Here is a 15,743-nt window from a genome sequence, read left to right as displayed (position 1 = left end):
TGTAGCGAGGCGTCTAAGTGGCCGCGCTCGGCGCACATTTTCAGGCCTTGGGGCGAATCCAGATCAGGCAGCGCTGCGCATCGAGGCCGGGCACCTGCAGTTGTTCCACGTGAAACACATCCAAGTCGGCGGGCAAGGCGGCCAGCTCATCGCTCGGATGCTGACCCTTCATGGCCAACCAGATGGCGCCAGGCTTGAGGTGTTGGCGGGTCAAGGTCGTGAAGTCCAGCAATGAGGCAAAGGCTCGCGAGGTGATCAGGTCGAAAGGCGGGGTGTTCAGCGCTTCGACGCGCGAATGCTCGCCATGCAGATTGGGCAAGCGCAGTTCGGCCGCCACCTGCTTGATGAAGCTGGCCTTCTTGGCCACGGCATCCACGCAAGTGACATCGATGTTCGGTTCGCAGATGGCGACCACCACGCCTGGCAGGCCGCCGCCGCTTCCCACGTCCATCAGGCGCAGGCTGCTCTGCCCGCTGCTCTGACTATGGCGCCTCAGGGCGGGCAGAAGGCTCAGGCTGTCGACCAGATGCTGGGTCAGCATGGCCTGGGGTTCGCGTACGGCGGTCAGGTTGTAGACCTTGTTCCACTTACTGATCATCGCTAGGTAGGCCAGCAGCTGGTGCAACTGGGCCTCGCTGAGGTTCAGGCCCAGGGTCTGGGCGGCATCGCGCAAAGGGGCGAACAAGGTGTCGGGTGCGTCGGAACTCATGCGAGGTGGGTCAGCTGGGTGATGGGAATCAAGGGGACGCCAGCTTGCGCCAGCGCTTGCGAGACCTGGTCGCGCAAGGCCGCGGCGCTCAAGCCGCGGTCCGGCCAGGTGTGGTGGGCGTCGGGAACCAGCCAAGCTTGCAAACCCAGGGCCAGCGCGCCGCGGGCGCTCGCCTCAATGCAGCAATCGGATTGCAAGCCGATCAGGATGGGCTGGTTGCGTCCGGCCTGCTGCAGGCTTTGGGCCAGGCTCGTTTCCTCGAAAGCATTGGGCACGGTCTTGGTGAAGCGGGGCTCGTTGGGGCTTGGGTTCAGGCGCGGATCGATCTCGAAGCCGGGGCCGTCCATCGGCCCGCCGGGCTCGGAATGCTGGATCCAGAACACCGGCACGCGCTGCTGCCGGGCCCAGTCCAGGGCGCTGCGGCAGGCGCTCAGCAGGCCGTCGCCGTCTGGCATGGGTGGGCACAGTCGTCCATCGAAGGCGCCGCACTGCACATCAATCACCAGCAGGGCGGCTAGCTCCAGATCGAGCGCCGGTTCGCTCTTGCTCATGCGCCGACCTTGTCGTGGGCCTCGCTGAAGCCCTTGAAGCGCTTCTTTTTGAGGTGCACCAGCAGCAGGGAGATGGCGGCGGGCGTGACACCAGAGACGCGAGAAGCCTGGCCCAGGGTCTCAGGCCGGTGGGTGTTGAGCTTCTGGCGGACCTCGAAGGACAGGGCCTGGATTTCGTTGTAGTCCAGTTCGGCGGGCAGGCGCAGGTTCTCCAGATTGGCCGCACGAGCCACGTCCTCGACCTGTTTGTTGATGTAGCCGGCGTACTTGACGCTGGTTTCGATTTGCTCGATGACGGCATCGGCCATGGTCTTGCCCAAATCGGCAGTCAGTGTTTCACGTGAAACAGCGGCTTCCGGGCGGGCGATGGCCGCCACTTCGGCCAGTGTGTCGTAGACCACGCCAGGGCGGCGCAGCAGGTCGATGAAGTTGTATTCGCGTTCCAGCGCTTTGCCGACCAGGCGCTCCGCATCGGCCGCCGGCAGGATGCTGGGGTGTACCCAGGTCGACTTCAGCTTCTCTGTTTCACGTGAAACAGCATCGCGCTTGCGGTTGAAGGCTTCCCAGCGGGCGTCATCCACCAAGCCCAGCTCGCGGCCGGCTTCGGTCAAGCGCATATCGGCGTTGTCTTCACGCAGCTGCAGGCGGAACTCGGCGCGGCTGGTGAACATGCGGTAGGGCTCGGTCACGCCCTTGGTGATCAGGTCATCCACCAAGACGCCCAGATAGGCTTGGTCACGGCCGGGCAACCAGGGGCCTTGGCCGCGCACTTGCAGGGCGGCATTCAAGCCGGCGAACAGGCCTTGAGCGGCGGCTTCCTCGTAGCCGGTCGTGCCATTGATCTGGCCGGCAAAGAACAGGCCGCCGATGTCACGGGTTTCGAAGCTGGACTTCAGGCCGCGCGGGTCGAAGTAGTCGTACTCGATGGCATAGCCCGGCCGCATGATGTGGGCGTTTTCCATGCCCGGGATTGAGCGCACGGCGGCCAGCTGGATGTCGAAGGGCAGGGAGGTGGAGATGCCGTTGGGGTAGTACTCGTGGGTCGTCAGGCCCTCGGGTTCCAGAAAGATCTGGTGGCTGTCCTTGTCGGCGAAGCGGTTGACCTTGTCCTCGATGCTGGGGCAGTAGCGCGGGCCCACGCCTTCGATCACGCCGGTGAACATGGGGCTGCGGTCGAAGCCGGAGCGGATGATGGCGTGCGTTGCCTCCGAAGTGTGGGTGATCCAGCAGGGCAGTTGGCGCGGGTGCTGCGCGGCGTCGCCGAGAAAGCTGAACACGGGCACGGGATCGAGGTCGCCGCCTTGCTCCTCGCACTTGGAAAAATCGATGCTGCGGCCGTCGATGCGCGGCGGCGTGCCGGTCTTCAGCCGGCCTTGCGGCAGCCTCAGTTCTTTCAGCCGGGCCGAGAGGCTGATGGCCGGCGGGTCACCGGCGCGGCCGGCGCTGTAGTTTTGCAGGCCGACATGGATGCGGCCATCGAGGAAGGTGCCGGCGGTCAGCACCACGGCGCGAGCGCGAAACTGCAAACCCATCTGCGTGACGGCGCCCACCACGCGCTCGCCCTGGCCGTCGGACTCGACCAGCAGGTCATCCACGGCTTGCTGGAACAGCCAGAGGTTCGGCTGGTTTTCCAGGCGGTGGCGGATGGCAGCTTTGTAGAGCACCCGGTCGGCCTGGGCGCGGGTGGCGCGCACGGCAGGGCCCTTGGAGCCATTGAGAATGCGGAACTGGATGCCGGACTCGTCGGTGGCCGCGGCCATGGCGCCGCCTAGCGCGTCCACCTCTTTGACCAGATGGCCTTTGCCGATACCGCCGATCGAGGGGTTGCAGCTCATCTGCCCCAGGGTCTCGATATTGTGGGTGAGCAGCAGGGTGGCGCAGCCCATGCGGGCGGCGGCCAGCGCCGCTTCGGTGCCGGCATGTCCGCCACCGACCACGATGACATCGAATTCCTTGGGGTATTGCATGGGGTTTGCTGCTCTCTCGCTGCTGTCTAGGCGGCCCCCGCAAGCGCTCGCTTTGGGCCAGTTTCCACGTCGCCAAAGCTGGCGCGGGCAAACCCGTGATTTTACGGATCGGCTGTGGATAAGTCACGGCCGCCGGCCATCCCTGCGCCGACAATATCGCGATGAAATGCCGTCCCCATTGCGCCGCCTGCTGCATTGCGCCTTCGATCAGCTCGCCCATCCCGGGCATGCCCGTCATCAACGGGGTCAGCAAGCCGGCGGGCGTGCGCTGCATCCAGCTCGATGCGCAAGACCGCTGCCAGATCTTTGGTCACCCGGATCGTCCCGCCGTCTGCGGCTCGCTGCAGCCCAGCGAGCAGATGTGCGGCGAGTCGCGCGAGCAGGCCATGCGTTGGCTGGGCTGGATGGAGCAGGCGACAGCGCCTTGACAGGCCCGCGTCCTAGACTGGCTCGACGACACGGTTCCCCAAAAAAACATCCACCGGAGACAAGAGCCATGACCCAGGACCTGAACGACCCTCACGCTCCCCCCGACTCGCGGGCCCGCCGCCAGTTTCTGTTACAGACCGGCCTCGTCGGTGCGGCCGCCGGCTTGGGCTTGCCGGCCTGGGCCGAGGCGGCCTGGCCCAGCCGTTCCGTGCGCCTGGTCGTGCCTTTTGCGCCGGGCGGCAGCTCGGAGATCGTCGCCCGCGCCACCGCCTTCGAGCTGGGCAAGACCCTGGGCCAGACCGTCTACGTGGAAAACAAACCTGGCGGCAGCGGCAATATCGCCATGGCCGAGGTGGCCCGCGCCGATGACCAGCACACCCTGGTGCTGGGCCATATCGGCACCTTGGCCGTCAACCCCTTCATCTACGACAAGCTGCCCTACGACCCGGTCAAGGACTTCAAGCCCGTGACGCTGCTGGCCAAGGTGCCCAGCCTCTACGTGGTCCACCCCGATGTGCCGGCTCGCAACCTCAAGGAATTTGTGGCCCTGGCGCGCAGCAAGCCGGGCCGCCTGAATTACGGTTCGGCCGGCAATGGCAGCGCCGGCCATCTGGCCATGGAGTATTTGAAGATGGCGGCCGAGCTCTTCATCGTCCATGTGCCCTACCGCGGCACCGGCCCGCAGCTGACGGATTTGCTTGCCGGCCGCCTCGATGCCGCCTCGGTCGGCGCACCGGCCGTGCTGCAGTTCATCAAGGCCGGCAAGTTGCGCTGCCTGGCCACCGGTTCCAAAGCCCGCCTGCCGCAGCTGCCCGATGTGCCGACCGTGGCGGAGCAGGGCTTTCCGGGCTTTGAGATGACGCAGTGGTATGGCCTGTTGGCGCCGGCCAATCTGGCCCCGGCCCATCTCGATCGCCTGGCCACGGAATCGGCCAAGGCCATCCGCAGCAGCGCGTCGACCGAACGCCTGAGCGCCGATTCGGCCGAGGCCGTGGGCAATACCCCGGCTCAGTTTGCCGCCTTCATCGCCCAGGAACAGCAGCGCTGGAAGCCGGTGCTGAACCGGGCCAAGGTCAAGCCGGATTGATCTGGGCTGCTCCCGCGTTGCGGCGCAGGCGGCGCCCGGCGAACCAGGCTTTCAAGCGCGGGTGGCCCCAGTACTTGTCGAAGAAGTGGTGCATCACCGTGTTGACGGCCGGCTCCACAAAGGTCACCGCGCCGGCCACGGCCACATTGCCGGTCAGGGCGTAGGTGACGCCGAAAGAGGTGCCCAGATGGAGGACGCCGAAGCTTGCGGTTTTGGCCATGGTGGGTTTACCTATTGATGCTTTGATTTCAATAGGTGAATGCTAAAAGTGCGGCCGCTCGCCGTCCATTTGGCAATCTCGATGGCGGCAATAGCCCGTGCTCAACCGGCCTGGTTGCTGGCTGGCGGCACGCTGCGCAGATCCTGCGCCACGCGCCCGCCTTGCAAGGCGATGATGCGCTGGGCCGAGGCGATGGTTTCGGGCCGGTGGGCGATGACGATGCGGCTCAGGTTGAGCGCACGCAGCGAGGCGTTGAGCTGGCGCTCTTTCTCGACATCGAGCGCGCTCGTGGCCTCGTCCAGGAACAGGTATTGCGGCCGTTTGTAGAGTGCGCGCGCCAGCAGCACGCGCTGCCGCTGCCCGCCCGAGAGGCTGCTGCCCATGTCGCCGACCAGGCTCTGGTAGCCCATGGGCAGGGCGCTGATGTCCTCGTGCACGCAGGCGATGCGCGCGCATTCCTGCACCCAGGCTGCGTCAGCCTCGGGGTCGAAGAAGCTGATGTTGTCGGCAATGCTGCCGGCGAACAGTTGGTCGTCCTGCATGACGGTGCCGATGCGGGCGCGCCAGGCGGCCAGGCCCAGCTGGGCCAGTGGCCGGCCACCAATGCGGATCTCGCCGCGCTGCGGGCTGTGGATGCCCAGCATCAGCTTCAGCAAGGTGGTCTTGCCGCAGCCCGAGGGGCCGACAATGGCCACCGCCTCGCCAGGCTCAATGCGCAGGCTGCAGCCCTGGATCACCGGCGCCTCGCCTTCCGCGTACGCAAAGCTCAGGTCCACCAGTTCGAGCGCTTCCGGAGAGCCGGCGCTCACTTTGGCGCCCGCGCTCAGGTCGGCCGGCTCGGCCGCGCTCAGCACGATGTCGGCCAGGCGCTCGCCCTGCAGGCGCAGCATGCTCAGCTCCACGCCCTTGTCGATCAGGCCGGCCACGCGGGTGCTGAACTGCTCTTTGTAGGCCAGGAAGGCGAACAACATGCCGACCGAGAGCTCACGGTCCAGCACCAACAGGGCGCCCAACCAGACGATGGCCACCCGCTCCAGGCCGAACAGCAGGCGCTGGCCTACCGCCATGCCCAGGTCCAGCCGGCGGGTGGCGATGCTGGCGTTCATCTGCTCGACCACCAGATTGGCAAAGGCAGCGCTGCGCTCGGCCTCGGCGTTGTAGAGCTTGATGGCCTGGGCGCCACGCAGCGATTCGAGGAAATGGCTGTTCTGCTTGGCCTCGAACACCAGGGCCTCTTCGCTGGCCTCGCGCAGCGGGCCGAAGTAAGCCCAGCGCAGCAGGCCATAGCCCAGCACCGCGGTCAGCGCCACGGCGCTCAGCCGCGGCGAGTAGACGGCCATCATGGCCAGGGTCAGCAGCACCATGGCGCCGTCCAGCAGCGCTTCGGCAAAGCGGGTGGAGAGGGTGCGCTGGATCTGCTGCACGCTGGAAAAGCGCGACCAGATGTCGCCCAGATGACGCTTTTCGAACCAGGCCAGCGGCAGGCGCAGCAGGTGGCCGAAGACCTGGGTCAGCCACTGCAGATTGAGCGAGGCCGACAGCACCAGCACCGCCCAGGAGCGCAGGGCACTGATGGCGGTCTGCAGCAGCACCAGCAGGCCAAATCCCAGGCCCAAGGTGACGAGCAGGTCGCGGTCGGCGCTGACCAGCACCCCGTCCACCACCCATTGCAGCAAAAAGGGCGAGAGCAGGGCCAGCAGCTCCAGCGCCAGGGCCAGCAGCAGGATCTGGCCCAGCGAGCGCTTGAGGCCGCTGATGCGGCCGAACAGCTGGCGCCAGCGCAGGCGCGGCGCTGGAGCCTGGGGTGTGAAGTCCGGCCCGGGGCGCAGCTCCAGGGCCACGCCGGTGAAGTGGCGCGACAGCTCGGCCAGGGGGATCTGTCGCCGGCCATGGGCCGGGTCGTGGATCAGGGCCTGCTGGCCGCGCACCTCAACCAGGACCACGAAATGGTTGAAATCCCAGTGCAGGATGGCCGGCAGCTCGAGCCGCGCCAGATGTTCGGGCTCAGCGCGCAGGCCACGCCCGGCCAGGCCCAGGGGCGCGGCCATGCGCAGCAGGTCGGCCATGGTCGCGCCCTTGAGCGAGAGCGAGAAGCGCCGGCGCAGCTCCGGCAGGTCCAGATGCAGGCCACGCGCGCTGGCCACCATGGCCAGGCAGGCCAGGCCGCATTCGGCCGCCTCCGTCTGCAGAATCACAGGCACCCGGCCACGGCGCTGCCAGCCCAGGTGCAGGCGAGACAGCAGGCCAGGTGCGGCGTCGGGGGCAGGCGCGGGATCAGACACGTTGGGCCAGGCTCAGCAGGGGTTCGAAAATCCACTCGATCAGGCGCCGCCGCTCCAGCATGACATCGGCATCGAGCTGCATGCCGGCGGCCAGGGCTTGGGGCTGTCCGTAGGCGCTGACGGTTTGGTGGTCCAGGCTGACGGTGATGCGGTAGAGCGGCTCGCTGCCTGCGCCCTGGCTGAGCGCGGCCGGCAGGTTGAGGGTGGCCAACTCGGCCGGGGCCAGGGGCGTGCGCGAGACCTGAAGCACGCGCCCACTTTGCTGGCCGAACTTCTGGTACGGAAAGGCCTGGTAACGCAGCTGCACCGCTTGTTGTGCCTGCAAAAAGCCGACTGCGCTGGACGGCGCGAACAGCTGGGCCTGCATCTGGGTTCGTGCCGGCAGCAGCTGGGCCAAGGCCGCGCCGCCCTGAATGCTTTGGCCGGCTTCGGCCAGCAAGGTGGAGACGACGCCGTCGCTGGGCGCACGCAGCACCAGGCGGCGTCGGCCTTCGGTCTCCAGGCCTTTTTCCTTCAGCTCGGCCAGGTCACGCGCGATTTCGGCCTGTAGCACCTCGCTGCGCAGCGGCAGCTCGCGCATCTGCGCCTCGGCCGCCTGCAAGTCTCGCTGCAGGGCCTCGCCTTGGCGGGCCAGGGCTTGGGTTTGCGATTGCAGGCCGAGCAGTTCCTCGCGCTTGCTTTGCAGCTGGGCGGGCGAGATGAAATTGTTGCGGGCCAGGTTTTCCTGCCGCTCCAACGATTCGCGCGCCAGGGCCAGGCGCTCGCCGTGCAGCTGCCGCTCGACCTGCAGCTGGGCTTGTTCGCGCAGCAGGCCGGCGCGCTTTTGCGTCAGGGTTTGCAGCTGGGTGCGCACCAAGGCCAGCTGCTGGTTGGCCGTGCCTTGCAAGCTCAGCTGACGGCTTTGCAGGGTCTGAGCGATGCCTTCGATGGTCTGGCTGGCGCTGTCCAGGGCCAGCACGAACAGCACATCGCCAGCTTTGACCGTCTGGCCTTCGCCGACCTCGCGGCTCAGCACCGTGGCCGATTGGGGCGCTTGGATGCGCAGCACGCCACGGTCCGGCACGAGATAGCCGCTGACCCGCGCTTTGCGCGTGTATTCCGCCGTGCACAGAAAGGAAACGACCAAAGCAACACTGCCCACGGCAACAGCCGTGAGCAGTGTGAGAGACAGCGGTGGCAGGACTTGCACCCTGCCCAAACCGCTGTGTTGCTGGCCTTGCAAGGCCTCGCGGCGAAACAGCATGTGTTGGGTGAAGACCGGTGCTTGCCTTCTCCGTCAGAGCCCGCTCAGGGAGCGGGTGATGACAGTGGGCAGAGGATTACCAGCCGCCCTTGGGCGTGCCTGGGACTGGGGGCTCAGACGACGGCGCCTGGGCGGCGTCGGGGACCGGGCCCCAGCCGCCCTTAGGTGTGCCGCCGCCGGCCACATCTTGCAGCTGCTCCAGGCTCAGTTCGACCGGTGCCGGGACGGTTGTGTTCAGTTCAGAAGAAGGGGTGGTGTTTTGCAGTTTCATGATGGAATCCGTTCGTTGAACACACTCCAACGAGTGCTTGGTCCGGATTTGAGCAAGTTGAAGATGGCTCGGGCAGTGTCAACTCTTACAGTTGCGCCAAGCCCAGAGCGTATGTCAGGCTCGTAGCGCCTGGCCTGCGGGTTTTCCGTTAGCGAATCAAGCCCATGCGCAGCGCCTTCAACACCGCCTGGTGCTTGGTGGTGCAGCCCAGCTTGTGCATGGCGTTGTTCAGATGCAGCACCGCCGTGCGTTCGGTGATGCTCAGAATGCCCCCGACCTCCCAAGCGGTCTTGCCGTCCATGGTCCAGCGCAGGCATTCAAGTTCGCGTGGGGTCAGCCGGGTCGGGTTGCTGTTCTGCTCAGGCTCGCGCGGCATCACCACGCGCCAGGCCGCATCCTGGGCATAGACGGCAAACAGCTGCAAATCCGCCACCAGCCGGGTCAGTTCGCCCGGATGGCTGGGCAGCGGCTCGGCGCGGTCCATGCCCAGCATGAAATGCCGGCCCTCGGGCAGATGCAGGGCCAGGGCGATGCCGGTGCGATAGCCAAAGCGGGCTTGCTCTTCCCACATGCTGGCCTGGCCGCTGGCCAAATAGGTGTTCTGGTTCCAGACGATGGGCACGCTCTGGCGCTTGCAATGTTGAACCACAGGGTCATGGCGCCAGCTGCTGCGGTCCGAATAGGTCGAGGCAAAAGATTCCGGCGTGTTGTCCACCGTCTCGAACTCCGACTCCCCGACGGTGTGGTCCAGCACCACAGTGGCCGACACCGTGGAGAAACCCAGGCCCTGCGCGAAGCGGATCACCTCATGGCGAAATTCCTCGCGGCTGCGTGCCTCCAGCACGGCCTGGTACCCCCCTTGCAGCATTGAATTGCTCACATCCATGGCGCGCATTGCAATAAACCGCGGGCTTGCGGTCAACTCGGTTATACCCCTGACAAGGTTTACAGCTGTTCGTTTGCGGGCCTCATCTGCACACTGCACAAACAGTTACGGAATCCCGCTTTCGATGGTTTCAAAACCTACCCCTCTATGACTCCAGCCTGGATTGTGTATGCATGGCCCCGAGTACTCTGTGATGCCCAGGAGGTGCCACGACTGCAGTTTGCGCATCTGAGCACCCAGGTCTTGATCAATGGCGAAGGCGGGCAGCCCGCCATGGGGCAAACTCTGTGGCAAGGGGACGACGGTGAGGCCTTGGCTGGCGTGGCCTGGGACTGGGTCAGCATGTCGGCCGGGGTGGTCGCTATGGTGGACCCCATGGCCCTGGTCACCAATTTGCAATTCCTCAATGCCCGTGGCGAGGTGCTGGCGCCTTTGGAGTCCGCACGCCGCCTCAACGAGATCGTGCACACCTTGCCCTGGCAGTATGAGGTTCAGCGGGCCCTTGGCTACCACTGAGCAACTGAACCTAGGAAAGACGGAGTTCGGCACAAAGCAGCCTTCTTGCTCTCCCTCGTGAGGCCCTGCAGTCCGGGCCGCCGCCGGGCTCATGGTTCCGGGGTCGGCCCTACCGGGCCGACTGCCTTGCGCTGCTCGCGCCTCGGGGCTGGCGCATAACTCACTGCACTCACTGCGTTCGTTCCGTTCAAACAGACGCGCCAAGTCAGAGCTTGAAGCGCGCGGGTACGCGCGCGCCCCAAGGCGCTGCGCTGCTCAGCCCTCCACAAATCGCCCAGCGGCGGCCCGAACTGCAGGGCGCTTGCATCGCGGCCGATGTGCCCTTCGGCGATGGAACACGCCACCTTCGGAGGTGGCTCGGCCCGACGACGGGCGATTTGTGCGCGGCCGAGAGCGCAGCGGAGCGGCTCAGGCGCGTGTACTCGCGCGCTTCAAGCGCTGACTCGGCGCCACTGTTTGACCACAGTGAGCGCAGCGAACGGAGGGAGTTTGGCGCCGCTGAGCCGCGGAGAGAGCACCGAGGGAAGTCGGCTCGCAGAGCCGACCCGGGCACCATGAGCACGGCGGCGGGCCGAGCCACCGCAGCGCGAAAACCCGGCCGTCGAGGTTCCGCTTTGTGCCGATTGCGGACCCAAACCTGCAGCGCCCAAGAAAAAGCCCAGGCGGGCCTGGGCTTGAAGGGCGGGCGGGAGAGTAGGCCGCGCTGGCTTACTTGGAGACGGCGCCGCGCATCGAGCGGGCGACGAAGATCAGGCCGCCGGCCATCAGGAGCAGGCCCACCAGCACGCTGGGCAAGACCTTCGCCAGGCTCAAGGCTTCACCCTTGAGCACCAACATCATCAAGGTGTTCTGTGCCAGACCGGGCACCCACAGGTACCAAGGCGCTTCACCGCCCGGGTTGAGCAAGGTGACCATGGGCATCAGACTCACCGCCGTCATCACCATGGTGCTGCCCGCCTGCGCTTCCTTGAAGGTCTTGGAGCGGATGGCCAGGGCCATCAGCACGGCGCTGATGCCCACGGCCAGCGGCAGCTGCAGCAGCAGGAAGGCCATCACCTCGTAGCTGCCGAACTGGAACATGGCTTGCAGGCTGTCGCTCTGCAGCAGCCACTGCGCCGGCACGAAGCTGACGCAGGCAATCAGCGCCACCGCCATGCCCAGCAAGGCCACCGCACCCCATTTGCCCAGCACCAGGGCGATGTGCTGCACCGGGTTCATCAGCAGGGGCTCCAGCGAACCACGTTCGCGCTCGCCGGCCGTGCTGTCGAGAGCGGCAGTTAGCGCGCCGTAAAGCACGGCCATGATGATGAACATGGGGATGATGCCGGTGATGCGGGCGGCGCGGGCCTGCACGCTGGCCAGGTCGCGTTCCTCGATGGCCACCGGCTGCAGCAACTCGCCCGAGACGCCGCGCAGGGCCAGGCTGATGGCGGCACGCTCCTGGCTGAAAGCGTTGACCAGGCGTTCCAGCCGGCCGACGCCGGCGCTGGCGCGCTGGTTGGCGCTGTCGCTGACCAGCTCCACCGTCGGCTTGTCGCCGGCCAACAGTTCGGCCTCGAAGTTCTTGCCGATCACCAGCACCGGCTCCAGCAAGGTGCTGGCGCGCAGCCGCGCTTCGTAGTCGGCCGGGGCGGTCTTGAGGGTGTAGGTCTGGCGCTCCAGGAAGTTGCGCAGGCTGGGCGCATGCTCGATGCCCACCACCTGCACCTCGCGCTTGTCGGCTTGGCCTTCCAGCGAAGAGATCAGGCCCGAGAGCGCCAGCAGCAGCAGGGGGCCCATCAGCACGGCCGGGATGGCCAGGCGCAGCAGGGTGCGGCGGTCGCGCAAGGCATCGACCACCTCTTTGCGCAAGACGATCCAGAAGCTTCTCAGCAGACTGGAGCTACCGCTGTTGTTGCTGCTGTTGTTGTTGGTGATGCTCGCGCTCATGCCGCCACCTCTTGTTGTTGTTGCTGTTGCTGCTGAGTGAAGGCCAGCTTCACAAAGGCATCTTCGAAATGCTTCTCGCCGGCCAGGGCCAGCAGTTCGGGCACCGAGCCTTCGGCCACGCTGCGGCCTTGCGCCACCACCACCACATGCTCACAGAGCTGTTCCACCTCCGGCATGATGTGGGTGGAAAAGACGATGCACTTGCCGCCGCCTTCGGGCGAGCGCAGATGGCGCAGGGCCTCGCGCAGCGCCCGGGTGGCCAGCACGTCGAGGCCGTTGGTCGGTTCGTCCAGCACGATATTGGCCGGGTCATGCACCAGGGCGCGGGCCAGGGCGGTCTTCATGCGCTCGCCCTGGCTGAAGCCATCGCTGCGGCGGTCCAGGATGTGGCGCATGTCCAGCAGGCGCGCCAGCTCCTCGGCGCGGGCGTTGGCGGCATCGGGTTCCATGCCTTGCAGGCGGCCGAAGTAGATGATGTTCTCGCGGGCGCTCAGGCGCGGGTAGAGGCCATGCGCATCGCCCAGGATGCCCATGCGGGCCAGGGCCTGGCGCGGCGCCTGGCTGACCTGGATGCCGTCGACACTGATCTGGCCGTGGTCGGGTTCGAACAAGCCGCCCAGCATGCGCAAGGTGGTGGTCTTGCCGGCGCCGTTGGCGCCCAGCAGGCCGGTGATGCGGCCGTTCGGCGCGCTCAAGCTGACATCGCGCACCGCTTGCACGATCTGCTTCTTGCCCTTTTTGAAGATGGAGCCGCCGCTGGCGCTGACGAAGCTCTTGCTGACGTTCTTGATTTCGATCATGGCTTCACCTGGGTGGTGGTGGCGCTGCTGTCTTGCACCGGCACAAAGGCCAGCGGGCGCGGGATGCGGGTGGCGCAGGCGGCGTCCTGGGGCAGGGCGGCGGCGTCGGTCTTGGCGTCGAAGAAGCGGAACATCACATCGCGCATGCAGCCGATGGTGGCCACGCCGTGGCCGGCCTCGGGCACGACGATGTGCTGGGCCTTGTCGCCCAGGGCTTTTGTCACCCGCTCGCCGTGGCGGGGCGGGGTTACGGGGTCGGCTCCGCCGCTGAGCACCAGCACGGGCATGGCTGCCTTGGGCACTTGGTAGAAGGCCTCGGGCACCTCGCCGCGGGGCCAGGTCTTGCAGGCGGCGCTGTAGAGCAGGGCGTCGCTGTTGCCGTAGTCGGCGCCCGGCTTGTCGCTCGCTTGCGGCAGGCGGGGCAGGTCTTCGGCACAGACCACCGAGAAGTGCATGCCCATGGCCAGGCGCGAGCTCTTGTTGGAGCTCATGGTGCTGGTCAGTCCCATCAGGCCGTCGAAGCGGCCTTCGGCCGCCTCACCGATGGCGGCGGGCAGGGCGGCGGCCAGGGCCGGCATATAGAGCGGGCCACGCACGGCGCGCAGCAGCTGGCTGCGGGTCAGCGTGAACTGCTCCAGCTTGCCGGTCATGGGCTGGCGCACCGTGATCTGGCGCGGCACGCTGGCCAGCAGCGCCTGCCACTGGGCGCGCAGCTGCGGGTGGCGGGCCTGGCAGGCCGGCTCTTTCTCGCAAGCGCTGAAGGCGGCGTCCAGTGCGGCCTGGTTGTCGGTCGAGAAGCTGGCGGGTAGCACCATGTCCGGCGGCGCGACGCCGTCGATCAGGGCGCGGCGTACCTGCTTCGGGAACTGGCGCATGTATTCCAGCGCAGCACGCGTGCCGTAAGAGGCGCCGTAGAGGTTCCACTGCGGCGCACCGAGCTGCACGCGCACGGCCTCCAAGTCCTGCATAGCAATCGTGGTGGTGTACATGCGCAGGTCGCCATGGGGCAGCCGGCTCAGGCTTTCCTGGCAGTCGCGCAGGCGGCGCTCCTGGGCTTGCGGGTCCAGGCCTTCCGCGACCGGCAGCTTGCTGTCGTCGGCGCATTGCAGCGGTGCCGATTTGCCGGTGCCGCGCTGGTCGATGAAGACCAGATCGCGCCGGTTGTTCAGGCGCTTGAGCACGCCCAACACCCGCGGCGCCACCGCGATGGCGCTCTGGCCGGGGCCGCCGGCCAGCATCAGCACCGGGTCAGGCTGCTTGTTGCGCGCCATGGCGGGTACCACGAGGTAGTGGATTTCGATTTGTGTGCCCTGCGGCTTGGCCGGGTCCAGCGGCCGCATCACGCTGCCGCATTGCATCTCATTGGGCATGCCTTCGATGCGGCAGGCATGGGTGGGGCTGCTGCCCGGCTTGCTCGTGCCGCCTTCGCTCGCGGCGGTGGCCAGGCCTGTGCCCAGCAGCAGGGCCAGGCCGCTCAGCAGCGGGGCGCCTCCAGATCGTTTCCACATAAGCGTCGTCTCCAGACATGGGTGCTTGTATGGGGGCGGATTATGGGCAGCGCCTGCAGCGCTCAAGCCCCCGCCTGCGGCGAATGGCAGAACGCGGCGACAAGCTGCGGGGAATGCGGGGCGGCCGTTCAGGCACCCGCGCCTGCAGTTTGTCGCAGCGCACGGACTCAGCCCGCCAACCGCGTTAGATTGAGGCCTGGGGCAACAACAGCCCCGCCACTCAGAAGGAGGAACCCAGATGTCCGTCGCCGAAGAACTCCACAAACTGGCCGAGCTGCACCAGCGCGGTGTGCTCAGTGACGCTGAATTCGCGCAGGCCAAGGCCCGGCTGCTGAGCGGCGAGGCAGCGCCAGGCGCCTTCGCCAGCGCGGGCTTTGCGCCGGCCGCCAACGGCCTCAACGAACTGCGCCGCAGCCGTGAAGACCGCTGGCTGGGCGGTGTCTGCGGCGGCTTGGCCCGCATCACCGGCATGGATTCCTGGGTCTGGCGTCTGCTCTTCACCCTGCTGGTGCTGTGCGTGGGCACAGGCTTGTTCGTCTACCTGCTGCTCTGGATCTTCGTGCCACAGGATTGAGCCCGGCCCAGTTCAGGGCCCTCCTGCAAGACTCGGCAAAGCGGCGTATGGTTCGGGCTTTGCCGGCAGGTCCGCCGGCAAGTTCTTGCAAGGAACCCTGAACCATGAAGCTCTATTACAGCCCCGGCGCCTGCTCTTTGTCCCCCCACATCGCCCTGCGCGAGGCGGGCCTGAGTTTTGATCTGGTGCTGGCCAGCACCAAGACCAAGAAGTTGCAGGACGGCAGCGATTTCTACGCCATCAACTCCAAGGGCTCGGTGCCCGTGCTGGAGCTGGACAACGGCGAGCGCCTGACCGAAGGCCCGGCCATCGTCCAGTACATCGCCGACCTGGCGCCCGCGTCGAACCTGGCCCCGGCCGCCGGCAGCATGGCGCGCTACCGCTTGCAGGAATGGCTGAACTACATCACCTCCGAGCTGCACAAGGGCTTCTCGCCCTTGTTCAACCCGGCCACCCCGGAAGACTACAAGCCGGTCGCCCGCGCCGCGCTGATGGCGCGCTTCACCTGGGTCAACGCCCAGCTGGAAGGCAAGCAATACCTGATGGGCGATCAGTTCACGGTGGCCGACGCCTACCTGTTCGTGGTCAGCAACTGGGGCCAGTACGTCGGTGTGGACGTCAGCGGCTTCGAGCACCTGGTGGCTTTCCGCGCCCGCGTGGCGGCCCGCCCCGCCGTGCAGGAAGCGATGAAGGCCGAAGGCTTGCTGAAGTGAGGGGATGGCTGGGTGGATGGGTGAACAGGTGAATGGTGAATGGTGAATGGTGAATGGT

16 protein-coding genes are annotated in these 15,743 nt (G+C 66.7%); 5 read left to right on the top strand and 11 right to left on the bottom strand.

Annotation, left to right across the window (positions count from 1 at the left end; genetic code table 11):
- Positions 1–40: 40 nt before the first annotated feature.
- The 3 genes from rsmG to mnmG are packed head-to-tail and all read right to left on the bottom strand — an operon-like array spanning position 41 to position 3,227.
- Positions 41–709 (bottom strand): 16S rRNA (guanine(527)-N(7))-methyltransferase RsmG, encoded by a 669-nt coding sequence (gene rsmG / locus ACQY39_RS03480; RefSeq protein ID WP_428503498.1) that lies wholly within the window; start codon positions 707–709, stop codon positions 41–43.
- Positions 706–1,260 carry a cysteine hydrolase family protein gene (locus ACQY39_RS03475; RefSeq protein ID WP_428503497.1) on the bottom strand — a complete coding sequence of 185 codons (555 nt, stop codon included), beginning with the start codon at positions 1,258–1,260 and terminating at the stop codon, positions 706–708. Before ACQY39_RS03475 ends, rsmG begins: the two co-directional genes overlap by 4 nt.
- On the bottom strand, positions 1,257–3,227 hold the full coding sequence (mnmG, locus tag ACQY39_RS03470) for a tRNA uridine-5-carboxymethylaminomethyl(34) synthesis enzyme MnmG (protein ID WP_428503496.1): 1,971 nt from the start codon (positions 3,225–3,227) through the stop codon (positions 1,257–1,259). The genes ACQY39_RS03475 and mnmG overlap by 4 nt, the downstream gene beginning before the upstream one ends.
- Positions 3,228–3,388: 161 nt before the next feature.
- Here mnmG and ACQY39_RS03465 point away from each other — a divergent pair, with 161 nt between their 5' ends.
- Together ACQY39_RS03465 and ACQY39_RS03460 are read left to right on the top strand one after the other, a co-directional pair.
- Entirely contained in the window at positions 3,389–3,655 is a 267-nt protein-coding gene (locus tag ACQY39_RS03465; RefSeq protein WP_428503495.1) for a YkgJ family cysteine cluster protein, read from the top strand.
- Between the two features lie 68 nt (positions 3,656–3,723).
- A complete protein-coding gene (locus ACQY39_RS03460; RefSeq protein WP_428503494.1) occupies positions 3,724–4,743 on the top strand; it encodes a Bug family tripartite tricarboxylate transporter substrate binding protein in 1,020 nt (339 codons plus the stop codon).
- Here ACQY39_RS03460 and ACQY39_RS03455 read toward each other — a convergent pair.
- The 5 genes from ACQY39_RS03455 to ACQY39_RS03435 form a co-directional block, all read right to left on the bottom strand.
- Positions 4,730–4,963: a DUF2061 domain-containing protein gene (locus ACQY39_RS03455; RefSeq protein WP_102768805.1), complete on the bottom strand. Its 234-nt coding sequence runs from the start codon at positions 4,961–4,963 to the stop codon at positions 4,730–4,732. The genes ACQY39_RS03460 and ACQY39_RS03455 overlap by 14 nt on opposite strands.
- A 101-nt stretch (positions 4,964–5,064) precedes the next feature.
- On the bottom strand, positions 5,065–7,245 hold the full coding sequence (locus tag ACQY39_RS03450) for a peptidase domain-containing ABC transporter (protein ID WP_428503493.1): 2,181 nt from the start codon (positions 7,243–7,245) through the stop codon (positions 5,065–5,067).
- Positions 7,238–8,488 (bottom strand): HlyD family secretion protein, encoded by a 1,251-nt coding sequence (locus ACQY39_RS03445; protein ID WP_428503492.1) that lies wholly within the window; start codon positions 8,486–8,488, stop codon positions 7,238–7,240. Before ACQY39_RS03445 ends, ACQY39_RS03450 begins: the two co-directional genes overlap by 8 nt.
- Before the next feature lie 76 nt (positions 8,489–8,564).
- The gene (locus ACQY39_RS03440; RefSeq protein WP_428503491.1) at positions 8,565–8,759 is read right to left on the bottom strand and encodes a hypothetical protein; all 195 of its coding nucleotides are present in this window, start codon (positions 8,757–8,759) and stop codon (positions 8,565–8,567) included.
- A 148-nt stretch (positions 8,760–8,907) separates the two neighbouring features.
- Positions 8,908–9,645: an autoinducer binding domain-containing protein gene (locus ACQY39_RS03435; protein WP_428503490.1), complete on the bottom strand. Its 738-nt coding sequence runs from the start codon at positions 9,643–9,645 to the stop codon at positions 8,908–8,910.
- 204 nt (positions 9,646–9,849) lie between these two features.
- Between ACQY39_RS03435 and ACQY39_RS03430 the strand changes: the two genes are divergently transcribed.
- Entirely contained in the window at positions 9,850–10,161 is a 312-nt protein-coding gene (locus ACQY39_RS03430) for a hypothetical protein (RefSeq protein WP_428503489.1), read from the top strand.
- A gap of 708 nt (positions 10,162–10,869) precedes the next feature.
- Here ACQY39_RS03430 and ACQY39_RS03425 read toward each other — a convergent pair.
- Genes ACQY39_RS03425 through ACQY39_RS03415 form a run of 3 tightly spaced genes read right to left on the bottom strand, consistent with a single transcriptional unit; the run spans position 10,870 to position 14,398 of the window.
- Positions 10,870–12,090: an ABC transporter permease gene (locus ACQY39_RS03425; protein WP_428503488.1), complete on the bottom strand. Its 1,221-nt coding sequence runs from the start codon at positions 12,088–12,090 to the stop codon at positions 10,870–10,872.
- Complete coding sequence (locus tag ACQY39_RS03420; protein ID WP_428503487.1) at positions 12,087–12,890, bottom strand: ATP-binding cassette domain-containing protein; 804 nt, start codon at positions 12,888–12,890, stop codon at positions 12,087–12,089. Before ACQY39_RS03420 ends, ACQY39_RS03425 begins: the two co-directional genes overlap by 4 nt.
- Positions 12,887–14,398: an alpha/beta hydrolase gene (locus tag ACQY39_RS03415; protein WP_428503486.1), complete on the bottom strand. Its 1,512-nt coding sequence runs from the start codon at positions 14,396–14,398 to the stop codon at positions 12,887–12,889. Before ACQY39_RS03415 ends, ACQY39_RS03420 begins: the two co-directional genes overlap by 4 nt.
- Positions 14,399–14,636: 238 nt before the next feature.
- Here ACQY39_RS03415 and ACQY39_RS03410 point away from each other — a divergent pair, with 238 nt between their 5' ends.
- Together ACQY39_RS03410 and gstA are read left to right on the top strand one after the other, a co-directional pair.
- Complete coding sequence (locus ACQY39_RS03410; RefSeq protein WP_428503485.1) at positions 14,637–14,972, top strand: PspC domain-containing protein; 336 nt, start codon at positions 14,637–14,639, stop codon at positions 14,970–14,972.
- Between the two features lie 104 nt (positions 14,973–15,076).
- Positions 15,077–15,685: a glutathione transferase GstA gene (gstA, locus tag ACQY39_RS03405; RefSeq protein WP_102768814.1), complete on the top strand. Its 609-nt coding sequence runs from the start codon at positions 15,077–15,079 to the stop codon at positions 15,683–15,685.
- Positions 15,686–15,743: the final 58 nt, after the last annotated feature.

The sequence above is a fragment of the Roseateles sp. genome, assembly GCF_965262435.1.
Classification (GTDB): domain Bacteria; phylum Pseudomonadota; class Gammaproteobacteria; order Burkholderiales; family Burkholderiaceae_C; genus Paucibacter_A.
This window is presented reverse-complemented; position numbering and strand designations above follow the sequence as displayed.

Bases quoted from the DNA above. Each gene is read 5' to 3' on its own strand.
- rsmG (WP_428503498.1), bottom strand. From the start codon at position 709: ATGAGTTCCGACGCACCCGACACCTTGTTCGCCCCTTTGCGCGATGCC.
- ACQY39_RS03475 (WP_428503497.1), bottom strand. From the start codon at position 1,260: ATGAGCAAGAGCGAACCGGCGCTCGATCTGGAGCTAGCCGCCCTGCTG.
- mnmG (WP_428503496.1), bottom strand. From the start codon at position 3,227: ATGCAATACCCCAAGGAATTCGATGTCATCGTGGTCGGTGGCGGACAT.
- ACQY39_RS03465 (WP_428503495.1), top strand. From the start codon at position 3,389: ATGAAATGCCGTCCCCATTGCGCCGCCTGCTGCATTGCGCCTTCGATC.
- ACQY39_RS03460 (WP_428503494.1), top strand. From the start codon at position 3,724: ATGACCCAGGACCTGAACGACCCTCACGCTCCCCCCGACTCGCGGGCC.
- ACQY39_RS03455 (WP_102768805.1), bottom strand. From the start codon at position 4,963: ATGGCCAAAACCGCAAGCTTCGGCGTCCTCCATCTGGGCACCTCTTTC.
- ACQY39_RS03445 (WP_428503492.1), bottom strand. From the start codon at position 8,488: ATGCTGTTTCGCCGCGAGGCCTTGCAAGGCCAGCAACACAGCGGTTTG.
- ACQY39_RS03440 (WP_428503491.1), bottom strand. From the start codon at position 8,759: ATGAAACTGCAAAACACCACCCCTTCTTCTGAACTGAACACAACCGTC.
- ACQY39_RS03435 (WP_428503490.1), bottom strand. From the start codon at position 9,645: ATGGATGTGAGCAATTCAATGCTGCAAGGGGGGTACCAGGCCGTGCTG.
- ACQY39_RS03425 (WP_428503488.1), bottom strand. From the start codon at position 12,090: ATGAGCGCGAGCATCACCAACAACAACAGCAGCAACAACAGCGGTAGC.
- ACQY39_RS03420 (WP_428503487.1), bottom strand. From the start codon at position 12,890: ATGATCGAAATCAAGAACGTCAGCAAGAGCTTCGTCAGCGCCAGCGGC.
- ACQY39_RS03415 (WP_428503486.1), bottom strand. From the start codon at position 14,398: ATGTGGAAACGATCTGGAGGCGCCCCGCTGCTGAGCGGCCTGGCCCTG.
- ACQY39_RS03410 (WP_428503485.1), top strand. From the start codon at position 14,637: ATGTCCGTCGCCGAAGAACTCCACAAACTGGCCGAGCTGCACCAGCGC.
- gstA (WP_102768814.1), top strand. From the start codon at position 15,077: ATGAAGCTCTATTACAGCCCCGGCGCCTGCTCTTTGTCCCCCCACATC.